Annotated in this window: 16 protein-coding genes and 1 pseudogene; 15 read left to right on the top strand and 2 right to left on the bottom strand. The window is 55.2% G+C overall.

What is annotated here, in order from left to right; genetic code table 11:
* The first annotated feature begins 82 nt into the window (after nucleotides 1-82).
* The 4 genes from rny to SH139x_RS11700 all read left to right on the top strand — a co-directional run bounded on the left by rny (nucleotide 83) and on the right by SH139x_RS11700 (nucleotide 4,265).
* The gene (gene rny, locus SH139x_RS11715; protein ID WP_488355396.1) at nucleotides 83-1,645 is read left to right on the top strand and encodes a ribonuclease Y; all 1,563 of its coding nucleotides are present in this window, start codon (nucleotides 83-85) and stop codon (nucleotides 1,643-1,645) included.
* Nucleotides 1,646-1,703: 58 nt separating this feature from the next.
* Nucleotides 1,704-2,492: a TIGR00282 family metallophosphoesterase gene (locus SH139x_RS11710; protein ID WP_488355395.1), complete on the top strand. Its 789-nt coding sequence runs from the start codon at nucleotides 1,704-1,706 to the stop codon at nucleotides 2,490-2,492.
* Nucleotides 2,493-2,564: 72 nt separating this feature from the next.
* Nucleotides 2,565-3,662, top strand: a complete 1,098-nt coding sequence (locus SH139x_RS11705; protein ID WP_488355394.1) for a succinylglutamate desuccinylase/aspartoacylase family protein — start codon at nucleotides 2,565-2,567, stop codon at nucleotides 3,660-3,662.
* 162 nt (nucleotides 3,663-3,824) lie between these two features.
* On the top strand, nucleotides 3,825-4,265 hold the full coding sequence (locus SH139x_RS11700) for a response regulator (protein ID WP_488355393.1): 441 nt from the start codon (nucleotides 3,825-3,827) through the stop codon (nucleotides 4,263-4,265).
* A 458-nt stretch (nucleotides 4,266-4,723) separates the two neighbouring features.
* Here the strand turns inward: SH139x_RS11700 and SH139x_RS11695 are convergent.
* Nucleotides 4,724-5,149 (bottom strand): annotated as a pseudogene (locus tag SH139x_RS11695) (fasciclin domain-containing protein); the annotation flags it as partial.
* A gap of 548 nt (nucleotides 5,150-5,697) precedes the next feature.
* Here SH139x_RS11695 and SH139x_RS11690 point away from each other — a divergent pair.
* The 7 genes from SH139x_RS11690 to SH139x_RS11660 all read left to right on the top strand — a co-directional run bounded on the left by SH139x_RS11690 (nucleotide 5,698) and on the right by SH139x_RS11660 (nucleotide 13,815).
* A complete protein-coding gene (locus SH139x_RS11690; protein WP_488355392.1) occupies nucleotides 5,698-7,260 on the top strand; it encodes a glycoside hydrolase in 1,563 nt (520 codons plus the stop codon).
* Between the two features lie 729 nt (nucleotides 7,261-7,989).
* Nucleotides 7,990-9,024: a potassium channel family protein gene (locus SH139x_RS11685; protein ID WP_488355391.1), complete on the top strand. Its 1,035-nt coding sequence runs from the start codon at nucleotides 7,990-7,992 to the stop codon at nucleotides 9,022-9,024.
* A 237-nt stretch (nucleotides 9,025-9,261) separates the two neighbouring features.
* Nucleotides 9,262-10,056, top strand: coding sequence for an acyl-ACP--UDP-N-acetylglucosamine O-acyltransferase (gene lpxA / locus SH139x_RS11680; protein WP_488355390.1), 795 nt, complete (start codon nucleotides 9,262-9,264; stop codon nucleotides 10,054-10,056).
* A 162-nt stretch (nucleotides 10,057-10,218) separates the two neighbouring features.
* Nucleotides 10,219-10,830, top strand: coding sequence for a hypothetical protein (locus tag SH139x_RS11675; RefSeq protein ID WP_488355389.1), 612 nt, complete (start codon nucleotides 10,219-10,221; stop codon nucleotides 10,828-10,830).
* Nucleotides 10,820-11,245: a transcriptional regulator gene (locus SH139x_RS11670; protein ID WP_488355388.1), complete on the top strand. Its 426-nt coding sequence runs from the start codon at nucleotides 10,820-10,822 to the stop codon at nucleotides 11,243-11,245. The genes SH139x_RS11675 and SH139x_RS11670 overlap by 11 nt, the downstream gene beginning before the upstream one ends.
* A gap of 79 nt (nucleotides 11,246-11,324) precedes the next feature.
* A complete protein-coding gene (ispH, locus tag SH139x_RS11665) occupies nucleotides 11,325-12,215 on the top strand; it encodes a 4-hydroxy-3-methylbut-2-enyl diphosphate reductase (RefSeq protein ID WP_488355387.1) in 891 nt (296 codons plus the stop codon).
* Between the two features lie 28 nt (nucleotides 12,216-12,243).
* Entirely contained in the window at nucleotides 12,244-13,815 is a 1,572-nt protein-coding gene (locus SH139x_RS11660) for a B12-binding domain-containing radical SAM protein (protein ID WP_488355386.1), read from the top strand.
* Between the two features lie 19 nt (nucleotides 13,816-13,834).
* On the opposite strand, the gene SH139x_RS11655 is transcribed toward SH139x_RS11660, so the two are convergent.
* Complete coding sequence (locus SH139x_RS11655) at nucleotides 13,835-14,890, bottom strand: hypothetical protein (RefSeq protein WP_488355385.1); 1,056 nt, start codon at nucleotides 14,888-14,890, stop codon at nucleotides 13,835-13,837.
* A 449-nt stretch (nucleotides 14,891-15,339) separates the two neighbouring features.
* Here SH139x_RS11655 and SH139x_RS11650 point away from each other — a divergent pair, with 449 nt between their 5' ends.
* The 4 genes from SH139x_RS11650 to SH139x_RS11635 are packed head-to-tail and all read left to right on the top strand — an operon-like array spanning nucleotide 15,340 to nucleotide 21,588.
* Nucleotides 15,340-16,782, top strand: coding sequence for a TolC family protein (locus SH139x_RS11650; protein WP_488355384.1), 1,443 nt, complete (start codon nucleotides 15,340-15,342; stop codon nucleotides 16,780-16,782).
* Between the two features lie 5 nt (nucleotides 16,783-16,787).
* Nucleotides 16,788-18,020 carry an efflux RND transporter periplasmic adaptor subunit gene (locus tag SH139x_RS11645; protein ID WP_488355383.1) on the top strand — a complete coding sequence of 411 codons (1,233 nt, stop codon included), beginning with the start codon at nucleotides 16,788-16,790 and terminating at the stop codon, nucleotides 18,018-18,020.
* 47 nt (nucleotides 18,021-18,067) lie between these two features.
* Nucleotides 18,068-21,130 carry an efflux RND transporter permease subunit gene (locus SH139x_RS11640; RefSeq protein WP_488356004.1) on the top strand — a complete coding sequence of 1,021 codons (3,063 nt, stop codon included), beginning with the start codon at nucleotides 18,068-18,070 and terminating at the stop codon, nucleotides 21,128-21,130.
* A 29-nt stretch (nucleotides 21,131-21,159) separates the two neighbouring features.
* Nucleotides 21,160-21,588, top strand: coding sequence for a hypothetical protein (locus SH139x_RS11635; RefSeq protein ID WP_488355382.1), 429 nt, complete (start codon nucleotides 21,160-21,162; stop codon nucleotides 21,586-21,588).
* Nucleotides 21,589-21,663: the final 75 nt, after the last annotated feature.

Below are 21,663 nucleotides of genomic sequence, written 5' to 3'. Positions count from 1 at the left end.
CAACCGTTCGTCACGATGGTGGCGAAACGACGACGCAAGGCCCATGGCGTGATGCTGATCCCCTTGATGCTTGGATCGCACCATGATTACCGCACAAACACTGATCGTGGCCCTGGTATCCCTGTTGGTGGGTGCCGGGGGCATGTTCGGAATTCTCAAATGGGTCGACGTCCTGCGGGGCCGGGATGCCAAAACGCGAGTTGAAGAGCTGATCGCGCAAGCCAAAGAAAAAGCTGACAGCGAATTACGAAACGCTTCGATCAAAGCCAAAGAGGATTTGCTCAAACAACGAACCGAAATGGAACAGGAGGTCCACGCGACGAAGGCCGCTTTGCAAAAACGCGAGCTGAAGCTGGAACGTACCGAGGACACGCTGCGACAGCAGGCGGAAGATCTCCGCAAGCAAGAGCGGGGCGTGGAGAACACGCAACGCCGGTTGGCCGCTCAGATCGAGACCTACAACAGTCGCTCGACCGAGATGACGGCTCTGATCGAACAACAAAAACAAACCTTGCAACAACTCAGCGGACTTAGCAGCGATGAAGCTGCCAACCGCTTGATGCGCTCCCTGGAGTCGGAGCTGGAGCAAGAAATGGGGACGGTCATTCTCCGTCGTCAGCGACAAATGAGTGAAACGGCTGACGCCAAAGCTCGCGAGATCTTGCTGACCGCGATCCAACGCTACGCCGCGGCTCACACGGCCGAGTCGACGACCAGCACGGTCGACATTCCCAACGACGACATGAAAGGCCGGATCATTGGCCGCGAAGGTCGTAACATTCGCACTTTCGAGAAAGCGACCGGTGTCGATGTGATTATCGATGATACCCCCGGCGTGGTGATCGTCAGTGGATTTGATCCAGTCCGCCGCGAGATCGCACGCCAAGCACTCGATTCGCTGATCAGTGACGGTCGCATTCATCCCTCGCGGATCGAAGAAGTCGTCGCGCAAACCGGCAAAGAGATCGAGGGCTTTCTCAAACACAAAGGCCAGGAAGCGGCCGAGGAAGTCAACGTGGGCGGGCTGCACGACCGGGTTGTGCAAATGCTTGGTCGACTGCATTTTCGCACCAGCTACAGCCAAAACGTGCTGCGGCACAGCGTCGAAGTGGCATTCATCTCGGGCATGTTGGCCGAGATGATCGGCCTGGATGGTGATTTGGCTCGGCAGTGCGGATTGCTACATGACATTGGCAAAGCAGCCGATCACGAACTCGAAGGAGGCCACCCCAAAATCGGCGCCGACTTGTTGCGACGCAGCGGTGCTCCCCCCGAGGTAATCCACGCGGCCCTGGGGCATCATGACGAGATCGTCACGGAGTACCCTTACACGATGTTGGTTGCCACCGCCGATGCGGTCAGCGCCAGCCGTCCGGGAGCTCGTCGCGAATCGCTCGAGCGTTATATCAAACGGATGGAAGAGCTCGAATCAATCGCCAATGGATTTGATGGTGTCGAACAAGCGTTCGCAATTCAAGCTGGCCGGGAGCTTCGCGTAATCGCGAACGCCAAACAAACCGATGATGCCAAAGCGGCGAAAATCTGTCGGGAAATCGCCAAAGCGTTTGAGCAACAATTAACTTACCCCGGGGAAATCAAAGTCACGGTGGTGCGCGAAAGTCGCTATGTCGAAACAGCTCGCTAGGACAACCTTTCCTTCTCCGCTAATTTGTGTTTGTGGATCGACTCGATAAAGGACGCTTGTGAACCTGCTATTCCTGGGAGACTGCGTGGGGAAACCTGGATTGCAAGCGATTGCCGAGCACCTGCCTCGCCTCCGCGGTGAACTGAATCTGCAAGCCGTCGTGGTTAACGCGGAAAACGCCGCTGACGGCTCCGGTTTGACCAAACGTCAATTCGGCAAACTGATGGATGCTGGTGTCGATTGTTTAACCATGGGAGACCACATTTACCGTCGTGATGAAATCAAAGACATCCTGCGGCAGGATCGCAGGATCGTTAAACCGGCCAATTATCCAGCCACTGCGGCCGGCCACGACTGGACTTCATTCACCGCGGCTAACGGAGTCGAAGTAGCCGTCATCAGTTTGTTGGGCCGCGTCTACATGCGTCCGGTAGATTGCCCCTTCGCGGCGGCCGATCGGGTTTTGGCGGAAATGCCCGCGGAGATTCGGGTCATATTGTGTGATATTCATGCCGAAGCGACCAGCGACAAACAACTGATCGGACGCTATCTCGATGGCCGCGTTTCAGCCGTGCTGGGAACCCACACCCACGTGCCCACGGCGGATGCTTGCATCCTTCCCGGCGGCACGGCCTTTCAAACTGATGTCGGCATGTCTGGACCTTATCATTCGGTGATTGGCCGCAACTTCGACCGCGTTTTGCAAACCACAATCTCATTCGAACCCACCCATTTCTATGTCGCCACCGAGGATGTGCGATTATGCGGAGCGCTCATTACCGTCGACCCCGCCAGCGGCTCGGCAACCGCAATCGAACGCTTTGAATATCGTTGCGATAACACATAAACCTGCTGGCAAACATTTCCTGATACTTGCCCTCGTGGCATCACCCTTTATTGTTTAAGGAGCATCGTCACCATGGTCGGTGCGGTTGAGACCCTAAGTTCATTAGAAGGCATTGCCGATCGTGTCCCACCGGGCGAAACTCGCCATTTCCGCTTGCTCGGCTCGGAAAGCTTCAGCGGCACGCCGGTGCGAATTCCAATCGCCGTCAAACGCGGACACGACGCGGGGCCGAGATTATTTCTCACCGCCGCGTTGCATGGTAACGAAATCAATGGTACCGGTGCCATTCGCGATCTTATCACCGATCCCAGCATGCAACTGAAAGCGGGGCTGATGCTGCTGGTTCCCGTCATCAATGTGCTCGGTTTTGATCGACACAGCCGCTATCTGCCCGACCGCCGCGATCTCAATCGTTGCTTCCCAGGTTCCCGCACCGGCAGCCTCTCCAGTCGCATGGCGCGCACCGTCTTTGATGAGATTGTCCGCCGCTGTGATTTCGGTATCGACCTGCATACCGCAGCGGTGCGTCGCACAAATTATCCCAACGTGCGGGGAGATTTATCAAACGAAGGTGTGGCACGCTTAGCGAAAAGCTTCGGTTGCCAATGGATCATCTCAGCCAAAGGGCCCCGCGGTTCGCTCCGCCGCGAAGCAACTCGCAATTCCATCCCCACCATCATTCTCGAAGCGGGCGAAGTCTGGAAGGTCGAACCAGGGGTGATCAGCGTCGCCCATCGCGGCGTCAAGAATGTGCTCGCCGATCTCGGAATGCTCGATGCCGTGCCGGAGCGTCCACCGCTGCAAGTGATCATCGAGCGCACAAAATGGACCCGCGCTGATCGTGGCGGCTTTCTCCAGTTCCACACCTCGCCGGGGCACATCGTGGCCCGCGGAGAACCCCTGGCAACCTGCACCAGCCTGCTGGGTGCCGAGCGAAACGTGATCATTTCACCCTTCGACGGCGTAGTCATCGGCATGACCACCCTACCAGCGGTCAGCCCCGGCGAACCAGTCTGCCATCTGGGCAGAATCGACCCCGCCATGATGGAGTCGCTCACGGGCACTCGCAAAGCAAAGATCGATCCGGTCTCCCAACGGTTGAGAGATGATCTGGCGACCAACGTAAATGTTGTTCGCCACAATCCCCACCCAGATGATGAAGCGACGTAGCCCAGACGGTAAAAAGCAGCTTACCAAATTGACAAACAGCCTCCTCGCGGAACACCATAAGCTAAGCTTCATCAGCAGGTGACGGCGGTCGCCCAATGATAATTTAGTCATCAAAATGGTTGCATAGTTGTGCAATGAAATTGATGGTCCGTGGAGCACATCATGAATCAACTCGATCCCAACTCAGCGGCGACCATCGGCAGCGTATTGATCGTAGATGACGATCCCGCCATCATTCGGCTGATCGACCAACTTATCGAATCACATTACGGCGAGTCAGTGTTGCGCTTTCACGCCAGCAACGCGATCGCTGCCGAAGAAGTTATCCGCAGCGAACTGATCGATGTGGTGATTACCGATTTATACATGGGCGAAATTGACGGCATCCGATTGCTCAATTGGCTGAAGAATTGGGAACCATTAATCCAAGTCTTGGTGATCACCGGAAATGAAAGCCCCGATGCGCTGCGTGAATCGTGCGCCGCCGGCGCCAGTGACTTTTTCGTCAAACGATTCAGCCGCTTCGAGCTCATCAGATCAGTCGATTTCATGCTCAGCCGCATCAAACGCTGGGAACCTTTGCTCGTTCCAGTTAACAACTAGCCTGGCATGCGAGCCGCCCCATCGCCAGCGATTTGCCCGCTGACCACCTTGCCACAGCAAGCAGGTTCGTTGCGCAACAAAAAAAGCCGCAACGAGTTAGCAACCGGCTCTTTGAGACCGTCTACTAACCCACTGCGGCTGATAAACCGATTTGACTTTTACCTGCTAACCTAGCGGCAACCGCGACGGAAAAAACCGAAGATGCGGCGGCGCGGCTGAGCACACTCGACCACGGGTGCACAGCAACTCTCGGTAATCACGGGAGTACCACAGCAACCGCCACCACTGACGATGCCGCCGTTGACGATGCCGCCGATGACGACGCTGCCGCCCATAGGATAGCTGATCGATTCGCCACATCCAACGCATCCGCTGCCGACAACCATCGGCGCACTCATCACGGGTGCCGCAGCGATCGGCTCAATCACGCTCCCGGCGGCCGCGGGTGCATCACTCGGTGGCAACAAAACGGAATCGATCACGTGGATCACGCCGTTGGATGCTTCAATGTCCGTCTTCACGACGGTCGAGTCATTGATCGATACGGTGCCTTCGTTGACCGAGATCTTCACTGGCTTGCCAGCGACCGTGTCGGCCGATTCCAAAGTGACGACGTCACTGGCCATCACTTTGCCAGGTACTACGTGGTAGGTCAGAATTTCAACAAGCTTCGCCTTGTTCTCTGGCTTGAGCAAGTCTGCGACAGTCCCCTCGGGCAACTTGGCGAACGCCTCGTCGGTGGGTGCAAACACGGTGAATGGCCCTTCGCCCTTCAGCGTCTCAATCAAGCCACCTGCTTCTAAAGCAGCAGCCAAAGTCCCAAAGCTACCCGCACCTACGGCGGTGTCAACAATGTCATCAGCCGCTTTGGCGGGCAAAGTCATGGCAGCGCACAGTAAAGCCAAACAACAACGAGCAGTCCAATTCATGGTGAAAAACCTAATCAATCGAGAGAGTTGAGGTGTGTGCCGTGCGAAACTCCGGCGAGCCAAAACTACTTCGCCCAGAATTCCACAAAACCAGTTCCAACAGCCAACGCTGCTGTAGTCCTTACACTGTAACAGTTAGGCAACCTCTGCCAATTAAGAGTTCTAGAACCCTTCGCTTTGGCAACTGTAAATTCTTTCACTCACCGAATCTCCCGCCAAGGCAGAAACCGCACCTCGCTGGGAGATATCTTTCATTAAATGAGCGAATTCAATCATTTCTTGAGTGATATCTACCACACCAAAGCTCGGCAACCCGAAATTGTCGGGCCGTCACCAGCAGGTAACCTGGGCGAGGTTTATTTTCCACCGTCCAGTTAGAATAAGGAGTAGCTTTCACCCTTTTACGCTCCCCAGGCACAGCTCTCATGACTTTTCGATCGATATTCCCGGCGACGCGTTCGCTCCGCTGCCCAACCGTTTGGGTTGCCCTGAGCTGCTGCCTGATGTCAGCCGAAATGGTCCCAGCTCAGCAGCAACTGATCATCGATTACGCGGTCGAACATCAACAGATCGATAACTTCGGAGCCTCGGACGCCTGGTCGATTAATCCCACAATCACCCGCTGGAGCAATCAGGGGAACGAGGCGGCCATTGAGCGACTTGCCGACTATCTTTTCTCCACAGAAAGAGGGATCGGACTTTCGGCTTGGCGATTTAACATCGGAGCCGGCAGCGCGGAACAGGGGACAGCCAGCCGCATTCCCGACCCGCTGCGTCGTGCGGAACTATTGATGCCGACCGCCGGAGCAGCGATCGATCCCACGAAGCAGTGGGGCCAAATTCGCTTTCTGCAAGCGGCTCATCAACGCGGAGTCGCCGATCTGGTTGCCTTTGTGAACAGCCCGCCCGCCTGGGCGACAAAGAATGGTTTAACTCATCCGGGCGACGGATCAGGAGTGGGTTCCAGCAACCTTAAACCGGAGAGCCGCAACGATTTCGCCGAATTTCTCGTCGCCGTAATCGAGTATTTGCGCGGCCCCCGGGTTGGCGTCCCAGTCAATTATATCAGTCCTCTCAACGAACCCACCTGGGACTGGCAAGGCCAAACGCAAGAGGGCTCACCCTACAACAATCAAGATATCAAAACGGTCTATCGCCAGCTGCAAGCCGCGCTCCGCCGTGCCAAGCTGGCTGACCACGTCCACGTCGATGGAACGGAAGCGGTCGAGTACACCGCGGCCCTCGGAGATCCGTACATGGATCGATTCAATGAAACCATCTACAAAGGCGGCATGAATGATAGAGCTTTGGGGCTCTACCGAAACTATATTGATCAGTTTCTTAGCGACCCCGAGATGCAAGAAATCTTACACAATAAGATTTCGCTGCATGGTTATTTCTCTGACGCCTGGAAAGACCGCTTGGGTGCGCTGCGTGATCTAACCTGGGAAAATATCCAAGCTGCCTCGCCGGGGGCAAAAGTCTGGATGAGTGAATTCTGCATTCTAGGCGACGCGGGGAACGCGCGTTCGTTTACGGGAAACGGCTTTGACGTCGATGACATGGATCTGGCGTTACACGTTGCCACAGTCATCCATCGGGACCTTGTTCGGCTGAACGCATCGGCTTGGCACTGGTGGCTCGCTTTAACTCCCTACGACTACAAAGATGGCTTGATAAAAATCAATCCAACGCTAGACCCCGACAGCATTCAACCCTCAAAACTGTTCTGGGCTTTCGGAAATTTCAGCCGCTTTATTCGCCCCGGCTACCATCGCCTTCACACAGCAGACGCCGACGACCTCGAAGGCTTGATGGCATCCGCTTACAAAAGTCCCGACGGCAAGCGTTTGGTGGTGGTAATGATCAATGCCAGCGAAGCAGCAATAGCAGTCAAACCCAACATCCACAACTTGCCGGGCACCAGCAAAATCAGCGGTTTCGCAAGCTACACGACTGATGCTGTCGGCTCGCTCGCCGAATCCTTCGTACAAGCTGAGTGCTCACTGCCGCCTCGCAGCGTCGTTACGCTGGTCGCAGACTTACGAAACGGATCATCCCGTTAGCGGCTTCGGCGCTAGCCACCGTTCCCTTGCACACCACGCGTTCGGCTGAAAACAAAAACCGTGGCCACCACAGAGATTCCAATTCGCGCTCATTCGCGGGCAACTCAGGGCGGCACATTGCGGGCCATGCATCCCCAGCCCTTCCCCCCCAAACTGACCTTAATGAGGTTTTGGGTGCGGAATGTGATTTTTCCAAGACCAGCCCCGGGAGCGAAGGGAGCGAGTCTTTTTGTGGGGTTAGGTTTTGGTTGCAACAAGGGAGATAAAAAAGAGGAGCAATCACTGAACGCTGAAATGAGTCAACTTCTTCAAGGTCGGGCGGAAGGTCTTCGTCGTCCAAGTTATCGAGGACATACCGATCCGCGTCCGCGGGAACCTTCAAATCAAACAGCCACTGACACTCATCGTGGGCAGCCGAATACGCATTCACCAGCATGTTGGGGCGATACGTGGATTGGCATTTAAATCGCGTCGCCAGGCTCATATTCAGAAGAAATTGAGAAACTCCTCAAAGCTCTAGTCGCTCGTGTTATCGGCAATCCGATCACCAATTCACAGCCGACTCAGACAGCCAATGTGCGATTCTTGCAATGGACTTACGAAATCTTTCCTGGTCGCTGGCCAGCGTTTGCCGGCGGGGGTGTGATCACGCTCCACTTCTGACTATCATTCTTGGAAGCTTGAAGGCAATGCGGGCATGCAACTGGAGAGATCGTGGAAACTTGGTTGATGACTATTCTCGGCATGCTGCTGCTCGGCCTCGGGGTCTGGGAAACATTCATGGCAGTGCTGCATCCGCGAGCGGTTCGCGGGCCCGTAACGGCGATGATCAATCGCGGTTTTTACCATCTTAGCCACTCATGGCCATTGGACTTGCAGCGTGTGTCCGTTTTCATCGGCCCCGTGACGGTCGTTACTCAAGTCTTGGGATGGGCAACCTTGTTGTTGACGGGGGTCAGTTTGATTGTCTGGCCCGAACTGGGCGTTGGTATTAAGAGTTCCGGAGACCTGCCCACACCGACTGGCTTTTGGGATGCCGTCTACTACGCCGGCTTTACGCTGACTACTTTGGGTATGGGGGATCTGGTCCCACAAACCCAAATAATTCGGCTGCTGACCATTTCCGCTTCCGGTTTGGGATTCAGCTTCTTTACGTTGGTGCTAACCTACGTGATGTCGGTCTACTCGACGCTTTCAAGACGTAACCAATTTGCCGACAATATCTACTACCGGACATCTCGCACAGGCGATAGCCTGCTTTACTTAGAAGCCTATCTGGCCGAACAGGACCGATCTCTAGTCAGCCAAGATCTCAATAAGCTTGCCGAGCAGATGGCTGAACTACTAGAGTCCCATCATTTCTATCCAGTGCTCTATTATTTCCGCTTCAACGAACCACGCTACTCCATGCCCACCATTCTCCGCTTCTGCTTGGAGGTTGCCTCCGCATTCAAAGCGATCGAAGAGCTCCAGGGTGGTAACAAAGGCGCCGGCTCTGAGGCCACCAACCGACTGTGGCACGCCAGTATGCAAATGCTAGAAGATACCAAGTATTACCTCAGGTACAGTGACGGCGAACAAGTTCCGCCCAACACCGAGCTAGCGGAACGTGCCGCTCACCTCGTCCCCGCTGCGGAAAACACCAAAAGCCGTTTTGTCACCGCTTTCGCCAACCACCAATCTCAATGGCTGAGCGTTCTCCAAGCACTGACGTTCTGCACCGACATCAAACATACGACTAGACCATCACGACGAATGCAGTGAACTAGCACCGTGCTGGCACCGTGCCTGAGCTAAATTGGCGTCAACTCCTCAAATCTCGACTTTTTCTAATTCGTTGCTTGCCGGGGAGCCCTGTTTTGTCAGCGGCAATCGATCTTGACCCACCGTTGATGATTCGACAAAGTGGGTCCTCAGCTCGTAACAAAGCAATCGGCTTGGGCGAGACCCCGTGTCAAACGTTGTTCTAAAACGCTGTTTTTTCGTCCCGAGCAATTTATTGTGACAATTCACCCCACGGCATATATCTCGCCCGACGCCCAAGTTGATGCGAGCTGCCAAGTCGGACCACATGCCACAATTGATGGTCCAGTACGAATTGGTGCAAATACCCGCATCGGCCCCTCAGCTGTCGTCCTGGGACACACCACCGTTGGGGAAGACTGCACCATTCACGCCCACGCCGTGATTGGTGACACTCCTCAAGACCACAAGTTCACCGGTGAAGTTTCGTATTGCCAAATTGGCGATCGCTGCGTCGTACGCGAGGGAGCAACGGTGCACCGCGCCTGCTTGGCTGGCGAAGCGACCGTGATTGGTGACGACTGTTACCTGATGACCAATTCCCACGTCGCCCATGATTGCCACCTCGCCGCTGAAGTCACCTTGATCAGCGGCGCGCTGCTCGGTGGACACGTGCAAGTGGGTGAAAAGGCGATCATCTCCGGCAACACGGCCATTCATCAATTCGTTCGCGTCGGCGAACTGGCAATGGTCGGCGCCGTGGCCATGATCGCACAGGATATCCCACCCTTTGCCATGACGAATCACGTGGGAGAGATCGCCGGTCTAAACACCGTGGGCTTGATGCGGGCGGGCGTCTCCAGCCAAGAGCGAGAAGAACTAAAAGCCTTGCTGAAAGTTATCTATCGCTCAGGAATTTCCTTCGAGCGATCCATCGAACTCGCGCACGAATTATCCCACACCGCCGCGGGTAAGCGATTCGTAAAGTTCTTCGACGTCAGCTCGCGGCGCGGTATTCGCCGCCTGAAACGAAAAAACAAACTGGCGGCCTAGCCAACTCGGCGCGTGGTAAAGGCATTCGAGCTGTAAACATTGCTTGCGACCGCCTGGTCTTTTTTCTTCCATCGATTCGCTTATCGCTTGACTTTTGTTTCACACTCGTTTACTTTGCATGACAAAGTGAAAGCGTGAGGCATTTTCCCCGGAGAGTAAACAATGGAGCTTCGCGACGCGCTCCAGCAGATTTCCGAAATTCGACAGCAGATGGCTCGCAGCGAAGTCTTTCGCGGCTATCGGTCGCTGACCGTCGGTTTTTCCGGAGCCTTAGGGCTGCTGGCTGCTTCCCTGCAGTCGCTCTGGGTGCCAGCACCAGCAACCGATCTCAATCGCTATTTAGTGCTATGGATCGGCGTGGCCGCGATCAGCACCTTGGTGTGCGGTACCGAATTATATTTACGAGCTAGAAACGCTGGCTCCGGACTGGCCCGCGACATGACCCGCTTAGCGGTTGAACAATTCGCTCCCTGTTTGATTGTCGGCGGGCTGCTGACCATCTGCATCGCCAGATTCGCGCCACATGTCGCTTGGATGCTGCCCGGCCTATGGGCACTCATGTTTGGTCTGGGAATCTTTGCTTCCTATCGCTTGCTACCATCGCTGGTGATTTGGGCAGGGCTCTACTACGTGGCCTGCGGCTGCGGATGCTTGCGATGGGGGCAGGGCGATTACGCCTTTTCCGCTTGGCAAATGGCGATCACCTTCGGAGGTGGACAACTGCTGTGCGCCGCAATCCTATATTGGACTTTGGAGAGACGACATGCCACGTAGGGCGAAACCCAATCAATCCCCACCACCAGCTGGCAGCTCAAATCCGGCCGGCAGATTCTCCTACCATGGGCTCGATCGAGTCATCCACGAAAAAGCCCGCTTGGGAATTTTGGCGTCGCTGTCAGCGAACGCTGATGGTGTTCTGTTTAATGATCTCAAACAACTCTGCAGCCTCACCGATGGCAACCTCAGCCGACACTTGGGCGTGCTCAGCGAAGCCGGCCTGATCGAAATATGGAAAGCGACTAATAGCTCTCGCCCGCAAACTATGGTCCGCCTCACCGCGATCGGGCGCGAACGTTTTGCAGAGTACATCAGCGTGTTGGAGAAGGTCGTGGCCGATACGCACTCTAAAGTGCAACAGAGCTCGCAAACCAACCAAGCAAAACTCTCCGGTGGTTGGTCGCCAGCCTAAACGGGCTCTTTTTTTATCCTTTTACTTTGCATCGCAAAGTTAATTTCAACAGAAAACGACACGCCAGTCGAGGAAAAACATGAAGATCATTCGAGCCACCGAGATGGGCATGTGCTTCGGCGTTCGCGACGCGTTGCAGCTTGCCAGCGAAGTTTCCAACCCCACAGCAGTGACGATTCACGGCGAACTGGTTCACAACCCTAAAGTAATCGAGCAGTTGAGCGACGCCGGATTTGCACAAGTTGCCGAACACCAACGTGAAGCACTGCCGACAACTCCGCTGGTGCTGATCACGGCGCATGGCATCAGCAATGCGGAACGGTCTCGCCTGCAATCCGCTGGTAAACAGTTCATTGACACGACGTGCCCTCTGGTCCGCCGCGTCCACGATGCGGCCCTGACGCTGGCGGCTGAGGGGCGTCACGTGTTGTTGATTGGCAAGCCCGGTCATGTCGAAGTCCTCGGCATTACCGAGGATCTTCAGCATTGCGACGTGGTCCCCAGCGCCGCCGACGTGCGGTCTTATCAGCGAGCTCGTCTGGGGATTATTTGCCAAACCACCATGCCCAGCGAGACGGTCGCAGCAATCTGCGCCAGCATTCGCCAACACAACCCAGATTCTGATATTCGCTTCGTCGACACGGTCTGTCACCCGACAAAACGCCGCCAACAAGCAATGCTCGAACTGCTTCCACAAGTCGACGCGGTGGTCGTTGTCGGCGGACATAACTCGAACAACACCCGCCGCCTAACGGAACTCTGCCAACAGCACAACGTCCCGGCGGTGCAAGTCGCTTCGGCCGCTGAACTGCAATCAGACTGGTTCGCCGATTTCGCCACGGTGGGTTTGACAGCCGGCACTTCGACGCTCGACGAGACGATCAACAGCGTGCATACGGAACTGAAAAAAATTGCCCGGGCGAAACACAGCATCAAACCGCAAGCTCAACATTGGGCCTACCGAACTTAGGTATTTCAGACGTCAGGTTTCAGGCATCATGGCCGTAGCCTCTCGCCACCATTTCCATTGCATTACCCTCAACCTCAAAAGTGCGATTATGGGAAAATATTGGCTACCGCGCGACATGCGAGTCGCTCCGCGACTTGATGCGAACAGCACCGTTGGTCCGGTTCAACTCCAACATGCGTTACTAATTAATCCATTCTATCCCAAAGATCCCCACGCCAGTTTTGGCAAACATGTGTTAACGCCCTCGCTGGCTTTGACCAGTATTGCGGCCAGCACGCCGCCACACTGGCAAGTCGCCTATTGGGATGAGAATCTACTGCAAGGACCACCTCCCAGCGATCCGCTGCCGGCTGTGGTTGGTATTACCGTGCATTTAACTTTTGCCAATCGTGCCTATGAATTAGCAAAATGGTACCGCGACCGCGGAGTGATTGTCGTTCTCGGCGGCCTTCACGCGATCTCCTGTCCCGACGAAGTTGCCGCCCACGCAGACGTCTTGGCGATTGGCGATGGCGTTCAACTATGGGGACAGATTTTGGAAGATATTGACGCCGGTCGGCTGCAAGGAACATACCACGCCGATTTCAAACGCCCCTATCGCGATGACCCACCGCCAAGACGCGATCTATTGAAACGCAACGGTTATCTTACAACCACAAGTTTGATCGCCACTCGCGGCTGCCACAACCGATGTGGTTTTTGTTATCTTTCCACCAAAAACCTCCACATGCCCTACTTGATGCGCGATGTGCAACAAATTGCCGATGAATTTCAACGAGATGGCCAACCTTACGCCGTGTTTACCGATAACAACTTGGGCTCGAAGCCTGAGTACCTAAGAGAGCTTTGTCAAGCGCTGCGGCCGCTTGAAAAAATTTGGAGTGCGGCAGTCAGCATCGATGTCACGGACGATCCATCACTTGTTCGAGAAATGGCGTTGGCTGGCTGCACGGGCGTATTCATCGGTTTTGAATCGCTGCAGAACGACAACATTGATGACGCCAAAAAGAAGAGTCCGCGAACGGAAGATTACGCCCGACGTGTCGAGTTACTGCACCGCAATGGCATTCAAGTCAACGGCAGCTTCGTGCTCGGGTTCGACCATGACCGTGAAGATGTCTTTGCGAGAACGGTCCAGTGGATTGAAGAGAACCGTTTGGAATGTGCTACCTTCCATATCATGACACCCTACCCGGGCACCCCGTTGTTTCGCCAGATGGAGGCGGAAGGCAGACTGCTGCATCAGGACTGGAGTCGCTACGACACGGCCCACGTCGTTTTCCGTCCACGTCACTTGACCCCCGAGCAATTAGCGGAAGGCTATCAAACCTGTTACCGCCGCTTGTTCTCGACCGCGTCGATCTGGCGACGCCGTCCTCGCGACTGGCGAGCGGTTCCAGCTTATCTGGCGATGTCTTATTTATACAAACGCTCGAATCGCTTTTGGCACTTGTTAATTAAATACCAACTCACCGCTCGCGTCTGGTGGCCGCTGGTGGAGCTGACCCGACGCCGACATCTACGCTTCCGCCGTCGTTTGGCAAAGCAAACGCTGGGCGATGTCGGACGCAGCAGCAGCGTGGTCTCGGCCGGCGTGTAAGAATCGGTGGCCCGTTAGCTTAATCCCGCGGAAACAATTCGGCGGTGGTGAGAACGCGGAAAAATTCTTGTCGGCAAGCGTTCAAATCGGTTGCCGACCTGGGGATCACCAACACATCTCCCTGGGCTGGGTCTGTAACGGGCGATAAGGTTAATGCATTCCCGACAAAGTCTGCGCGACGCAGTTCAGCGTTCCGCCAACAATGGTTGCGGTTCAGCCAGACCAATGGTGCACCATCTCCCAACTGGTTGGCGCGACCAAGTTCGGTATTGATGAATCGCTTCATATCTAACGTAAAGGGATTATCGGGCAACACGTCAAAATGATTCGACTTGAACACCGAATCGCGTTCCCAGAATTGTCCGCCCCCCCAATCCACATAGCGTGTCCGCTTGGCAACAATGTAAGCCGACCAGCCATCCTTGCCGTTGTAGTTATTGCTGCTAACCATCAAATTGAAGACCACTAAGTTGGCAGCGATCTCCGGATTGGTCAGCAAGGCGTTTGCAACGGTTGTCAGCGGACCGCCGGCGATCACGAGCAGCGGTTTTTCAGGCGTGGCCCGCAGCGCCTCGGCCACAATCAGTCTGCTGCCCGCCGTTGGCTTGGGGACCGTGTCATCGATTTTACCACTCGCTGGCCGTGCCAACACGTGCTCGGCACCAATGGTCAGCTCGGGGATATTTTTCAAACCCGAATCAAGAGCCAGCTTGAGCGCCTTTTCAGCGTCTTCCACACTTTGCTGTAACGAATAGAGATACCCCTGATCCCATTCCCACATATCTCGCGAGACGACATTGCCTCGCAAGTCGGCTTTGCCCATGCTCGCCAGCGACCATAAATAGTTATTATCAAACACATCAAACCACCAATCATTGTCATAGATAATCGGGTTCTCCGGCCCGACCCCGACCAGTCGAACCGCCCCCTCCTCGACGACGTACTGCGGCACCTCGGCAGCCTCCACGGATGACCACCCCGGAGCAGCGAACACGGCGATCGCGGAGCTCAGCAAATAAACAACCAACATGTGGCGGTGGGCAACCGCTCGCTTAACTCGTAACAAGTCAACCACTTTTTTGCTCCAGGGTAGGGCACAACGAAATCAGACAATCGCGTTCAGTTTTGCGTAACCCTTATATTTTACGCACATCGCAGTTCGCAATGTGGTGCAGTATTGAGTTTGCCTTTTTGCATCACACACTTGCGATTACGAAGAGCCGGGACGTCGCCAACGACAATGAAACGGGCCGCAAAATTTATCTGTTCGTTACAACGCGGAGAGTCATTCGTGAGGGAACGCTGGATGCAAACACTGCCCCCTGCCTTGATGCTGCATGAGATCCGAGCATGGGTGGGGCCCCTGACGACTTTCTCATGCTGCAGTGCTGTTTCCGAAGGATTATCGTGCGGGATGCACCGATATTGAGTGATAGTGGCATCATCCCAGTTGCGCGTAGCTAACAGCTGACAGCTTGCGGATTGGTTCTAAGTTGCATCCATTAGGAATTTTGACTCCGGCTCATGGTTATCGACGGTCCTCCTCGCCCGCGCGGTGAACAGTGGTTGTTACTACCGCTGCTGCTGATCCTATTCACCGGCTGCGTGGGTCGCGAAGTTGTGGGGCCTCTTTCCGTACCGCCACCGTCGCCATTTTCAGCCAGCGGAGAAGCAAAAGTACCTGATCGCTGGTGGACAACTTTCGAGGATCGCGGCCTCAATTCACAAATCGAACAGGCATTCGGTGGAAATTTTCAGTTAGCCGTGGCCCTTGAACGTTTACGAGCAGCCCGCGCCGTGACCCGTCGCGAAGCATCCGACCTATTCCCCGACCTGGATGGGGTGAGTAGAACGCAGACAGAATTCCGGCCTGGCGAGGACACGAGTCGACTCACCTGGGGTTTAGAGGCTTCGTATCAGGTCGACTTGTGGGGTGAAATACAGTCGCGAGTTGAAGCGGAACGATTGCGGACCGCTGCGACGGATGCCGACTATCACGCGATCGCTTTGACGTTATCAGGCGACATCGCCCGCACTTGGTTTTCGTTAATCGAAGCCCGCGCTCAATTAGAATTGCTCGCCGTGCAACTGGAGACGAACCTCACGGGACTGAAATTGACCGAAGCGCGATTCGGCTTGGTGGGAGAGACTCGCGGAGCCGACGTGCTGCGTCAACGACAACTCGTTGAATCGACGCTCGAGCAAGAGGTGGTTGTGCAGTCTCAAATCGAGGTTTTGGAACACCGTCTGGCGGTGTTGCTTGGTCAGATGCCGCAGTCGACCACATTTGAGACGGGTGCGGAATTGCCCACGCCCCCTCCGCTGCCCAACGCTGGACTGCCTTCGGAATTGCTGCAGCGTCGACCCGATGTACGTCGCGACTACTTGGCGTTTCTCGCTGCTGACAGCGACTTGGCATCTGCCATCAGCACCCAGTATCCACGCATTAATCTGACGGGCTCCGTGCTGAACGCCGCCGAACAGCCAGAAAATCTCTTTCGCGACTGGTTTGTCTCGCTCGGAGGTCAGCTCATTGCCCCCCTCATCGATGGTGGCCAGCGTCGTGCCGAAGTTGCTCGCACGGCAGCCGTGGTCCGGCAACGGTTCGCCGAATATGGTCAGACCATGCTGGTTGCTTTTCAAGAAGTCGAAGACAGTTTGATTCGCGAAAAATATCAACTTGAACGCCTGAAACGCCTCGATACTCAAGTCGAACTGGCTCGCCAAGCCTCGGCTCAACTGCTGGAACAGTACAGCAGCGGAGACACTGACTATCTTTCGGTGCTAACGGCAATCACGGCCGAGCAACGTTTGCAACGCGAAACCCTTTCCGCTCGACTAGAATTGATTAACATTCGTATTAGCCTTTATCTTGCCTTGGCCGGCGATTTCGAGCCGACTCAACAAGCGGCCGGGATTGCACCTTTTACCGTGGAGCTATCTCCTGAGATTATCATCGATGAATGACGCTGATGAATGACGCACCGCAAACGCAGCAAAAATGGCGCTGGCTTCGTATTTTTGGTACCGCGGTCGTCTGTCTGGCCATTCTCGCTGGGTCGGCGGCGGCGATAGTGGTGATCAATCAAACCGAACCCACCGCGCAACAGATCAACGCCACCCGAAAATCGGCCGCTCTCGTCGAAACATTAACCGTTGAGCGTGCCACCTATGCGCCCCGGTTGGTTGTGTTGGGTACCGTCGAGCCCGCACAAGACCTAATGCTCAGCCCTCAGGTTAGGGGACAAGTCATCGAATTGTCGCCCACCTTCGTCCCCGGCGGAATGGTTCCCAAAGGGGGATTGCTGCTGAAGCTCGATCCCGCCGACTTTAACAACGCACTTTCGATTAGCGAGAGTGAGCTGGAACAGGCGGTAGCTTCGCTAAGCATCGAAGAAGGCCGTCAAAGTTTGGCAAAAAAAGAGTTGGCGTTGCTGGAAGATTCCATTGGGCAGATGAATCGCTCGCTCGTTCTTCGTGAACCTCAAATCGCGTCGATTCGAGCCGAGGTCAGCGTGGCCGAATCGGCGGTCGACAGGGCAAAGCTAGACCTCGAGCGAACCAGCATTTTCGCTCCCTTCGATGCTCAGATCCTCAGCCGCACTGTTAACGTTGGTTCGCAAGTTGCCCCCGGCGATCAACTGGCCCGTCTCGTCGGTATCGATGAGTATTGGATTTTTGCGGCGGTCCCAGTCCGAACGTTACGTTGGATTCAATTCCCCGATGCTGACGAGGAAGGCTCAATGGTGACCTTGCGTAACCCCGATGCTTGGCCGCCCGATACCGAACGTTGCGCTCGCGTGGCAAGGATGATTGGTTCATTAGATCAGCAAACACGTTTGGCGCGCGTGTTAATCACGGTCCCCGATCCCTTGGGACGCGAATCTGGCGAACCGCCGCTAATTCTCGGCACGTTAATTGAAACAGAAATAGAAGGACGCGCCATTGAAAACGTTGTCCGGCTCGAACGTAATTATGTTCGCGATCAAGACACGGTCTGGGTGATGCAGGACGAAAAGTTGGAAATTCGTGAAACCAACGTTGTCTTTCGCGATGCCGATTTTGCTTACATCCGCGAAGGCTTGGAGAGTGGGGATGAAGTCGTCACCACGACGCTTGCCACGGTGGCCGCGGGCGTAGGCTTGAGGAAAATAGAGGCTCTTGCTGAAGCCAGCGATTCCTCCGCAGGGGAGTTGGTGGATTGAGCCAGCTCCCTGAAAATCTTGACGTAAGGCGCGGCCCCATCGCTTGGATGGCTCGCAATTCAATCGCCGCAAACCTGCTGATGTTCCTGCTGCTTGGCGGCGGGGTGTGGACCGCGCTGACGATGCAGAAGGAGGTGTTTCCTCAGTTCCAACTCGACATCGTGGAGGTCCGAGTCGGCTACCCGGGCGCCGCCCCCGAGGAAGTCGAGCAGGGGATTCTACGGCCAATCGAAGAAGCGATCCGTAACGTGGAGGGGATCCGCGAAATATCCAGTAGGGCGCGGGAGGGACGTGGCGAAGTCCTAATTGAATTGGTCGCCGGCGAACAGCGGATGAAAGCGTTTCAAGACATCGATCAAGCCATTAGCCGCATTCAAACGTTTCCTGAACAGATTGATCAGCCCGAAGTTCGCTTGCAATCGCGTCAGCAAGAAGTGATGCAAGTGGCGATTTATGGCCCGATTGATATTTGGGCGCTGCGGAAATTGGCCGAACAACTGCGCGACCAACTTCAATCCGATGAGAACATTACCCAGGTCGAACTGAACCGAGTCCCCGAATACGTCACGCACGTTGATATCCCCCGTCAACGACTTCGTGAATATGGTCTCACGTTATCGGACGTGGCTAATATCATTCGCACCTCCTCGCGCGACGTTGCCGCGGGCTCAGTGCGAACCAGTTCGGGGGAGGTTTTGCTTCGTGTCAAAGCCCAAAAACAATGGGCGGAAGAGTTTGCCGCCATTGAAGTGATCGCTGGGCGTGATGGCCCTTCCGTCACTCTCGGTGACATCGCCACGATCCGCGACGGATTTGATGATGTCGGCTTCCATTCACAATTCAGCCAGACTCCCTCGGTCGAACTAAACGTCTACCGAGTCGGATCCCAGTCACCGATTGAAGTCGCTCAAGCGGTCGAAAAAACGATGGCCGAATTTGAAACCGTGCTACCGCCGGGGGTTAAATGGCGGATCGATAGCAATGACGCGGAAGAGTTTCGCCGGCGACTATTTCTAGTCATGGAAAACGCTGGGATGGCGGTTGGGATTGTGTTGCTGATCCTGGCCGTCTTTCTCGAATTCCGTTTGGCATTCTGGGTGATGATGGGAATGGCGGTCTCGTTCATCGGTGGCATCCTATTGTTGCCGGCCGTGGACGTGAGCATCAACATGATTTCCCTGTTCGGGTTTTTAGTGGTTCTGGGGATCGTTGTCGACGATGCCGTGGTGGTCGGCGAGAACGTGTATGAGAAACGGCAATCCGAAGGTAATGACTTGAACGCTGCCATCGATGGCACTCGCGAAGTGGCCGGCCCAGTTACCTTCAGCATCTTGACGAACATTGTCGCCTTTGTTCCGCTGATGTTTATTCCCGGGGAGACGGGTAAATTCTGGGCGCCGCTGCCAGTCGTAGTGATTATCGTACTCTCGTTGTCGCTGGTCGAGTCGCTGTTCATTTTACCCGCCCACTTGGCACATACTCGCGCCGTAAAGCAACAAGCTGGTGGCGTGCGGGGTTGGCTACATCGCGGTCAACAAGCCTTCAGTCAGGCATTCAACCGCTTCGTCAATTTTGCTTTTCGCCCGGTGCTAACGCTCTGCTTAAAATTTCGTTACATCACCACCAGCCTCGCCATCGCGTTGTTCCTGATCGTCGGTGGCTACGCAACCAGCGCGCACATGGGCATGATTTTGATGCCGGAGGTTTCCGCCGATGAAATCGAAGCTGGTGTTCGCATGCCGGTGGGCACAACACCTGATCAAGCGGCCGAGATCGCCGACACCGTGACTGCGGCCAGCATGCGAATGTTTGAGGAACACAATCTATATGAAGTCGCCGAGGGCATCAAGACAAACGTACGTGGGCAAGACTTTATCGACGTCGAAATTGTGCTGAAGCCACCCGATGAACGCGACATGAACGCCAATCAAGTCATTGAGCTATGGCGGGATTCCATCGGTGATTTGCCCGGTGTCAACCAAGTGACTTTTGAAGCCGAAAGTGGTCCCGGTGGCTATCGCAAGGATATCAGCATCGACCTCAGTCACAGCGATATCAAAGTGTTAGAGAAAGCGGCCGAGGCATTTCTCGCTCGCGTCGAACTGTTCGCCAACGTGCGTGATGTCAGTGACAACTACAACAAGGGCAAAGCTCAATACGATTTCCGGCTACGTCCCGAAGGCCGCGCGTTGGGATTGACCGACGAGGAACTGGGCGATCAGCTGCGCGGTGCTTTTTTCGGATCACTGGCCCTACGAATGCTACGTGGCACCAATGAAATCGAAGTACGAGTAAAACTACCCGACGAACAACGCGAGGATATTCATAATTTAGAAGACTTAATCATCCGCACCCCCAGCGGCGGTGAAGTCCCTTTGCTGGATGTCGCCGAAGTCCAGGAGAACGTCGCTTTCACCGGAATCAACCGACGAGATGGACGCCGCGTCATTAACGTCTCCATGGACATTGAACCCAAACGGGCGGTTACGCAAGTAATCAAGGCCCTGCAAGCGGAAGAGCTGCCTCAATTGCGGAAAGATTTCCCCGGTGTTACATGGAGCTTTGAAGGCAGCAACGCCGAGATGCGACAGGCCACTGCTTCGCTGTGGGGCTCTTTTGGTTTGGCGTTGGCCGTCATCTATTCGCTGTTGGCAATTGCATTCCGCGGCTACGTTCAACCCTTAATCGTCTTGGTCGCGATTCCGTTTGGCATTGTCGGTGCCGTACTGGGACATATCTTGCTGGGCTATGACTTGTCCCTGGTCAGCTTGATGGGGGTGATCGCGCTTTCCGGCGTGGTGATTAATGACTCCCTAATCATGATCGATTACGCCAATCGACGCCGAGGCGAATTCTCCGATTTCGAGGCGATATCGCAAGCTGGACTCCGTCGTTTTCGTCCCATCATGCTCACCACCGTAACCACCTTTGGCGGCCTGGTTCCATTGATTTTCGAGGACTCGCTGCAGGCTCAATATATTATTCCCATGGCGATTTCACTCGGCTTTGGTATTCTGTTTGCCACGGCAATTATCTTGGTGCTCGTTCCCTGTTTGTACCTTATCTTGGAGGACATCCGCGGCTTTTTCACAGCCCCCTCTGAGGCATAACTCCACTGCAAGCAATCAGGCTGCCGAACATGTCTGCTCCCCTTTCACGGCTAGTCGCACGTGGCACGGTCGCTTGGCTGTTGTTGATCGCAGCGGAAATTGTCCACGGAGTCGTCCGCGGCATCTTCATACAGCCGTTGGTTGGCCAATTTCGGGCTAACCAAATCGGAGTCTTCACCGGTTCGGCGATCATTCTCTGCATCGCTTACTTGACGGTGAACTGGGTTGGGGCCAAAACCCGCAGCCAGGCACTCCTAATTGGTGCACTCTGGCTGGTGATGACCGTCGCCTTCGAGATTCTTTTCGGCATCTTCGTGATGCAGTTATCATGGCGTCAATTGGCCGCAAGTTACAACTTGCTGGAAGGTGGCTTAATGCCGGTCGGCTTGCTGCTGATGTTTTTCAGTCCCCTGATCTCCTTAAAATTCAAGCAGCCAACGCGCCATCCATCTCGCTGAACGATTTCGTTTAGAATGGGGTCACTTGAGCCCACGTACCTCCCCACACCTATCCCTCCCCGCCATGGAGAAATC

Origin of the sequence: Kothea flammea (assembly GCF_052161645.1) — a bacterium.
Taxonomy (GTDB): domain Bacteria; phylum Planctomycetota; class Planctomycetia; order Pirellulales; family Pirellulaceae; genus Laterigemmans.
The sequence above is the reverse complement of the archived record's forward strand: the minus strand, read 5'-3'. Positions and strand labels throughout refer to the sequence as shown.

Bases quoted from the DNA above. Each gene is read 5' to 3' on its own strand.
- rny (WP_488355396.1), top strand. From the start codon at position 83: ATGATTACCGCACAAACACTGATCGTGGCCCTGGTATCCCTGTTGGTG.
- SH139x_RS11705 (WP_488355394.1), top strand. From the start codon at position 2,565: ATGGTCGGTGCGGTTGAGACCCTAAGTTCATTAGAAGGCATTGCCGAT.
- SH139x_RS11700 (WP_488355393.1), top strand. From the start codon at position 3,825: ATGAATCAACTCGATCCCAACTCAGCGGCGACCATCGGCAGCGTATTG.
- SH139x_RS11690 (WP_488355392.1), top strand. From the start codon at position 5,698: ATGTCAGCCGAAATGGTCCCAGCTCAGCAGCAACTGATCATCGATTAC.
- SH139x_RS11685 (WP_488355391.1), top strand. From the start codon at position 7,990: ATGACTATTCTCGGCATGCTGCTGCTCGGCCTCGGGGTCTGGGAAACA.
- SH139x_RS11675 (WP_488355389.1), top strand. From the start codon at position 10,219: ATGGAGCTTCGCGACGCGCTCCAGCAGATTTCCGAAATTCGACAGCAG.
- SH139x_RS11670 (WP_488355388.1), top strand. From the start codon at position 10,820: ATGCCACGTAGGGCGAAACCCAATCAATCCCCACCACCAGCTGGCAGC.
- ispH (WP_488355387.1), top strand. From the start codon at position 11,325: ATGAAGATCATTCGAGCCACCGAGATGGGCATGTGCTTCGGCGTTCGC.
- SH139x_RS11660 (WP_488355386.1), top strand. From the start codon at position 12,244: ATGGCCGTAGCCTCTCGCCACCATTTCCATTGCATTACCCTCAACCTC.
- SH139x_RS11650 (WP_488355384.1), top strand. From the start codon at position 15,340: ATGGTTATCGACGGTCCTCCTCGCCCGCGCGGTGAACAGTGGTTGTTA.
- SH139x_RS11645 (WP_488355383.1), top strand. From the start codon at position 16,788: ATGAATGACGCACCGCAAACGCAGCAAAAATGGCGCTGGCTTCGTATT.
- SH139x_RS11640 (WP_488356004.1), top strand. From the start codon at position 18,068: ATGGCTCGCAATTCAATCGCCGCAAACCTGCTGATGTTCCTGCTGCTT.
- SH139x_RS11635 (WP_488355382.1), top strand. From the start codon at position 21,160: ATGTCTGCTCCCCTTTCACGGCTAGTCGCACGTGGCACGGTCGCTTGG.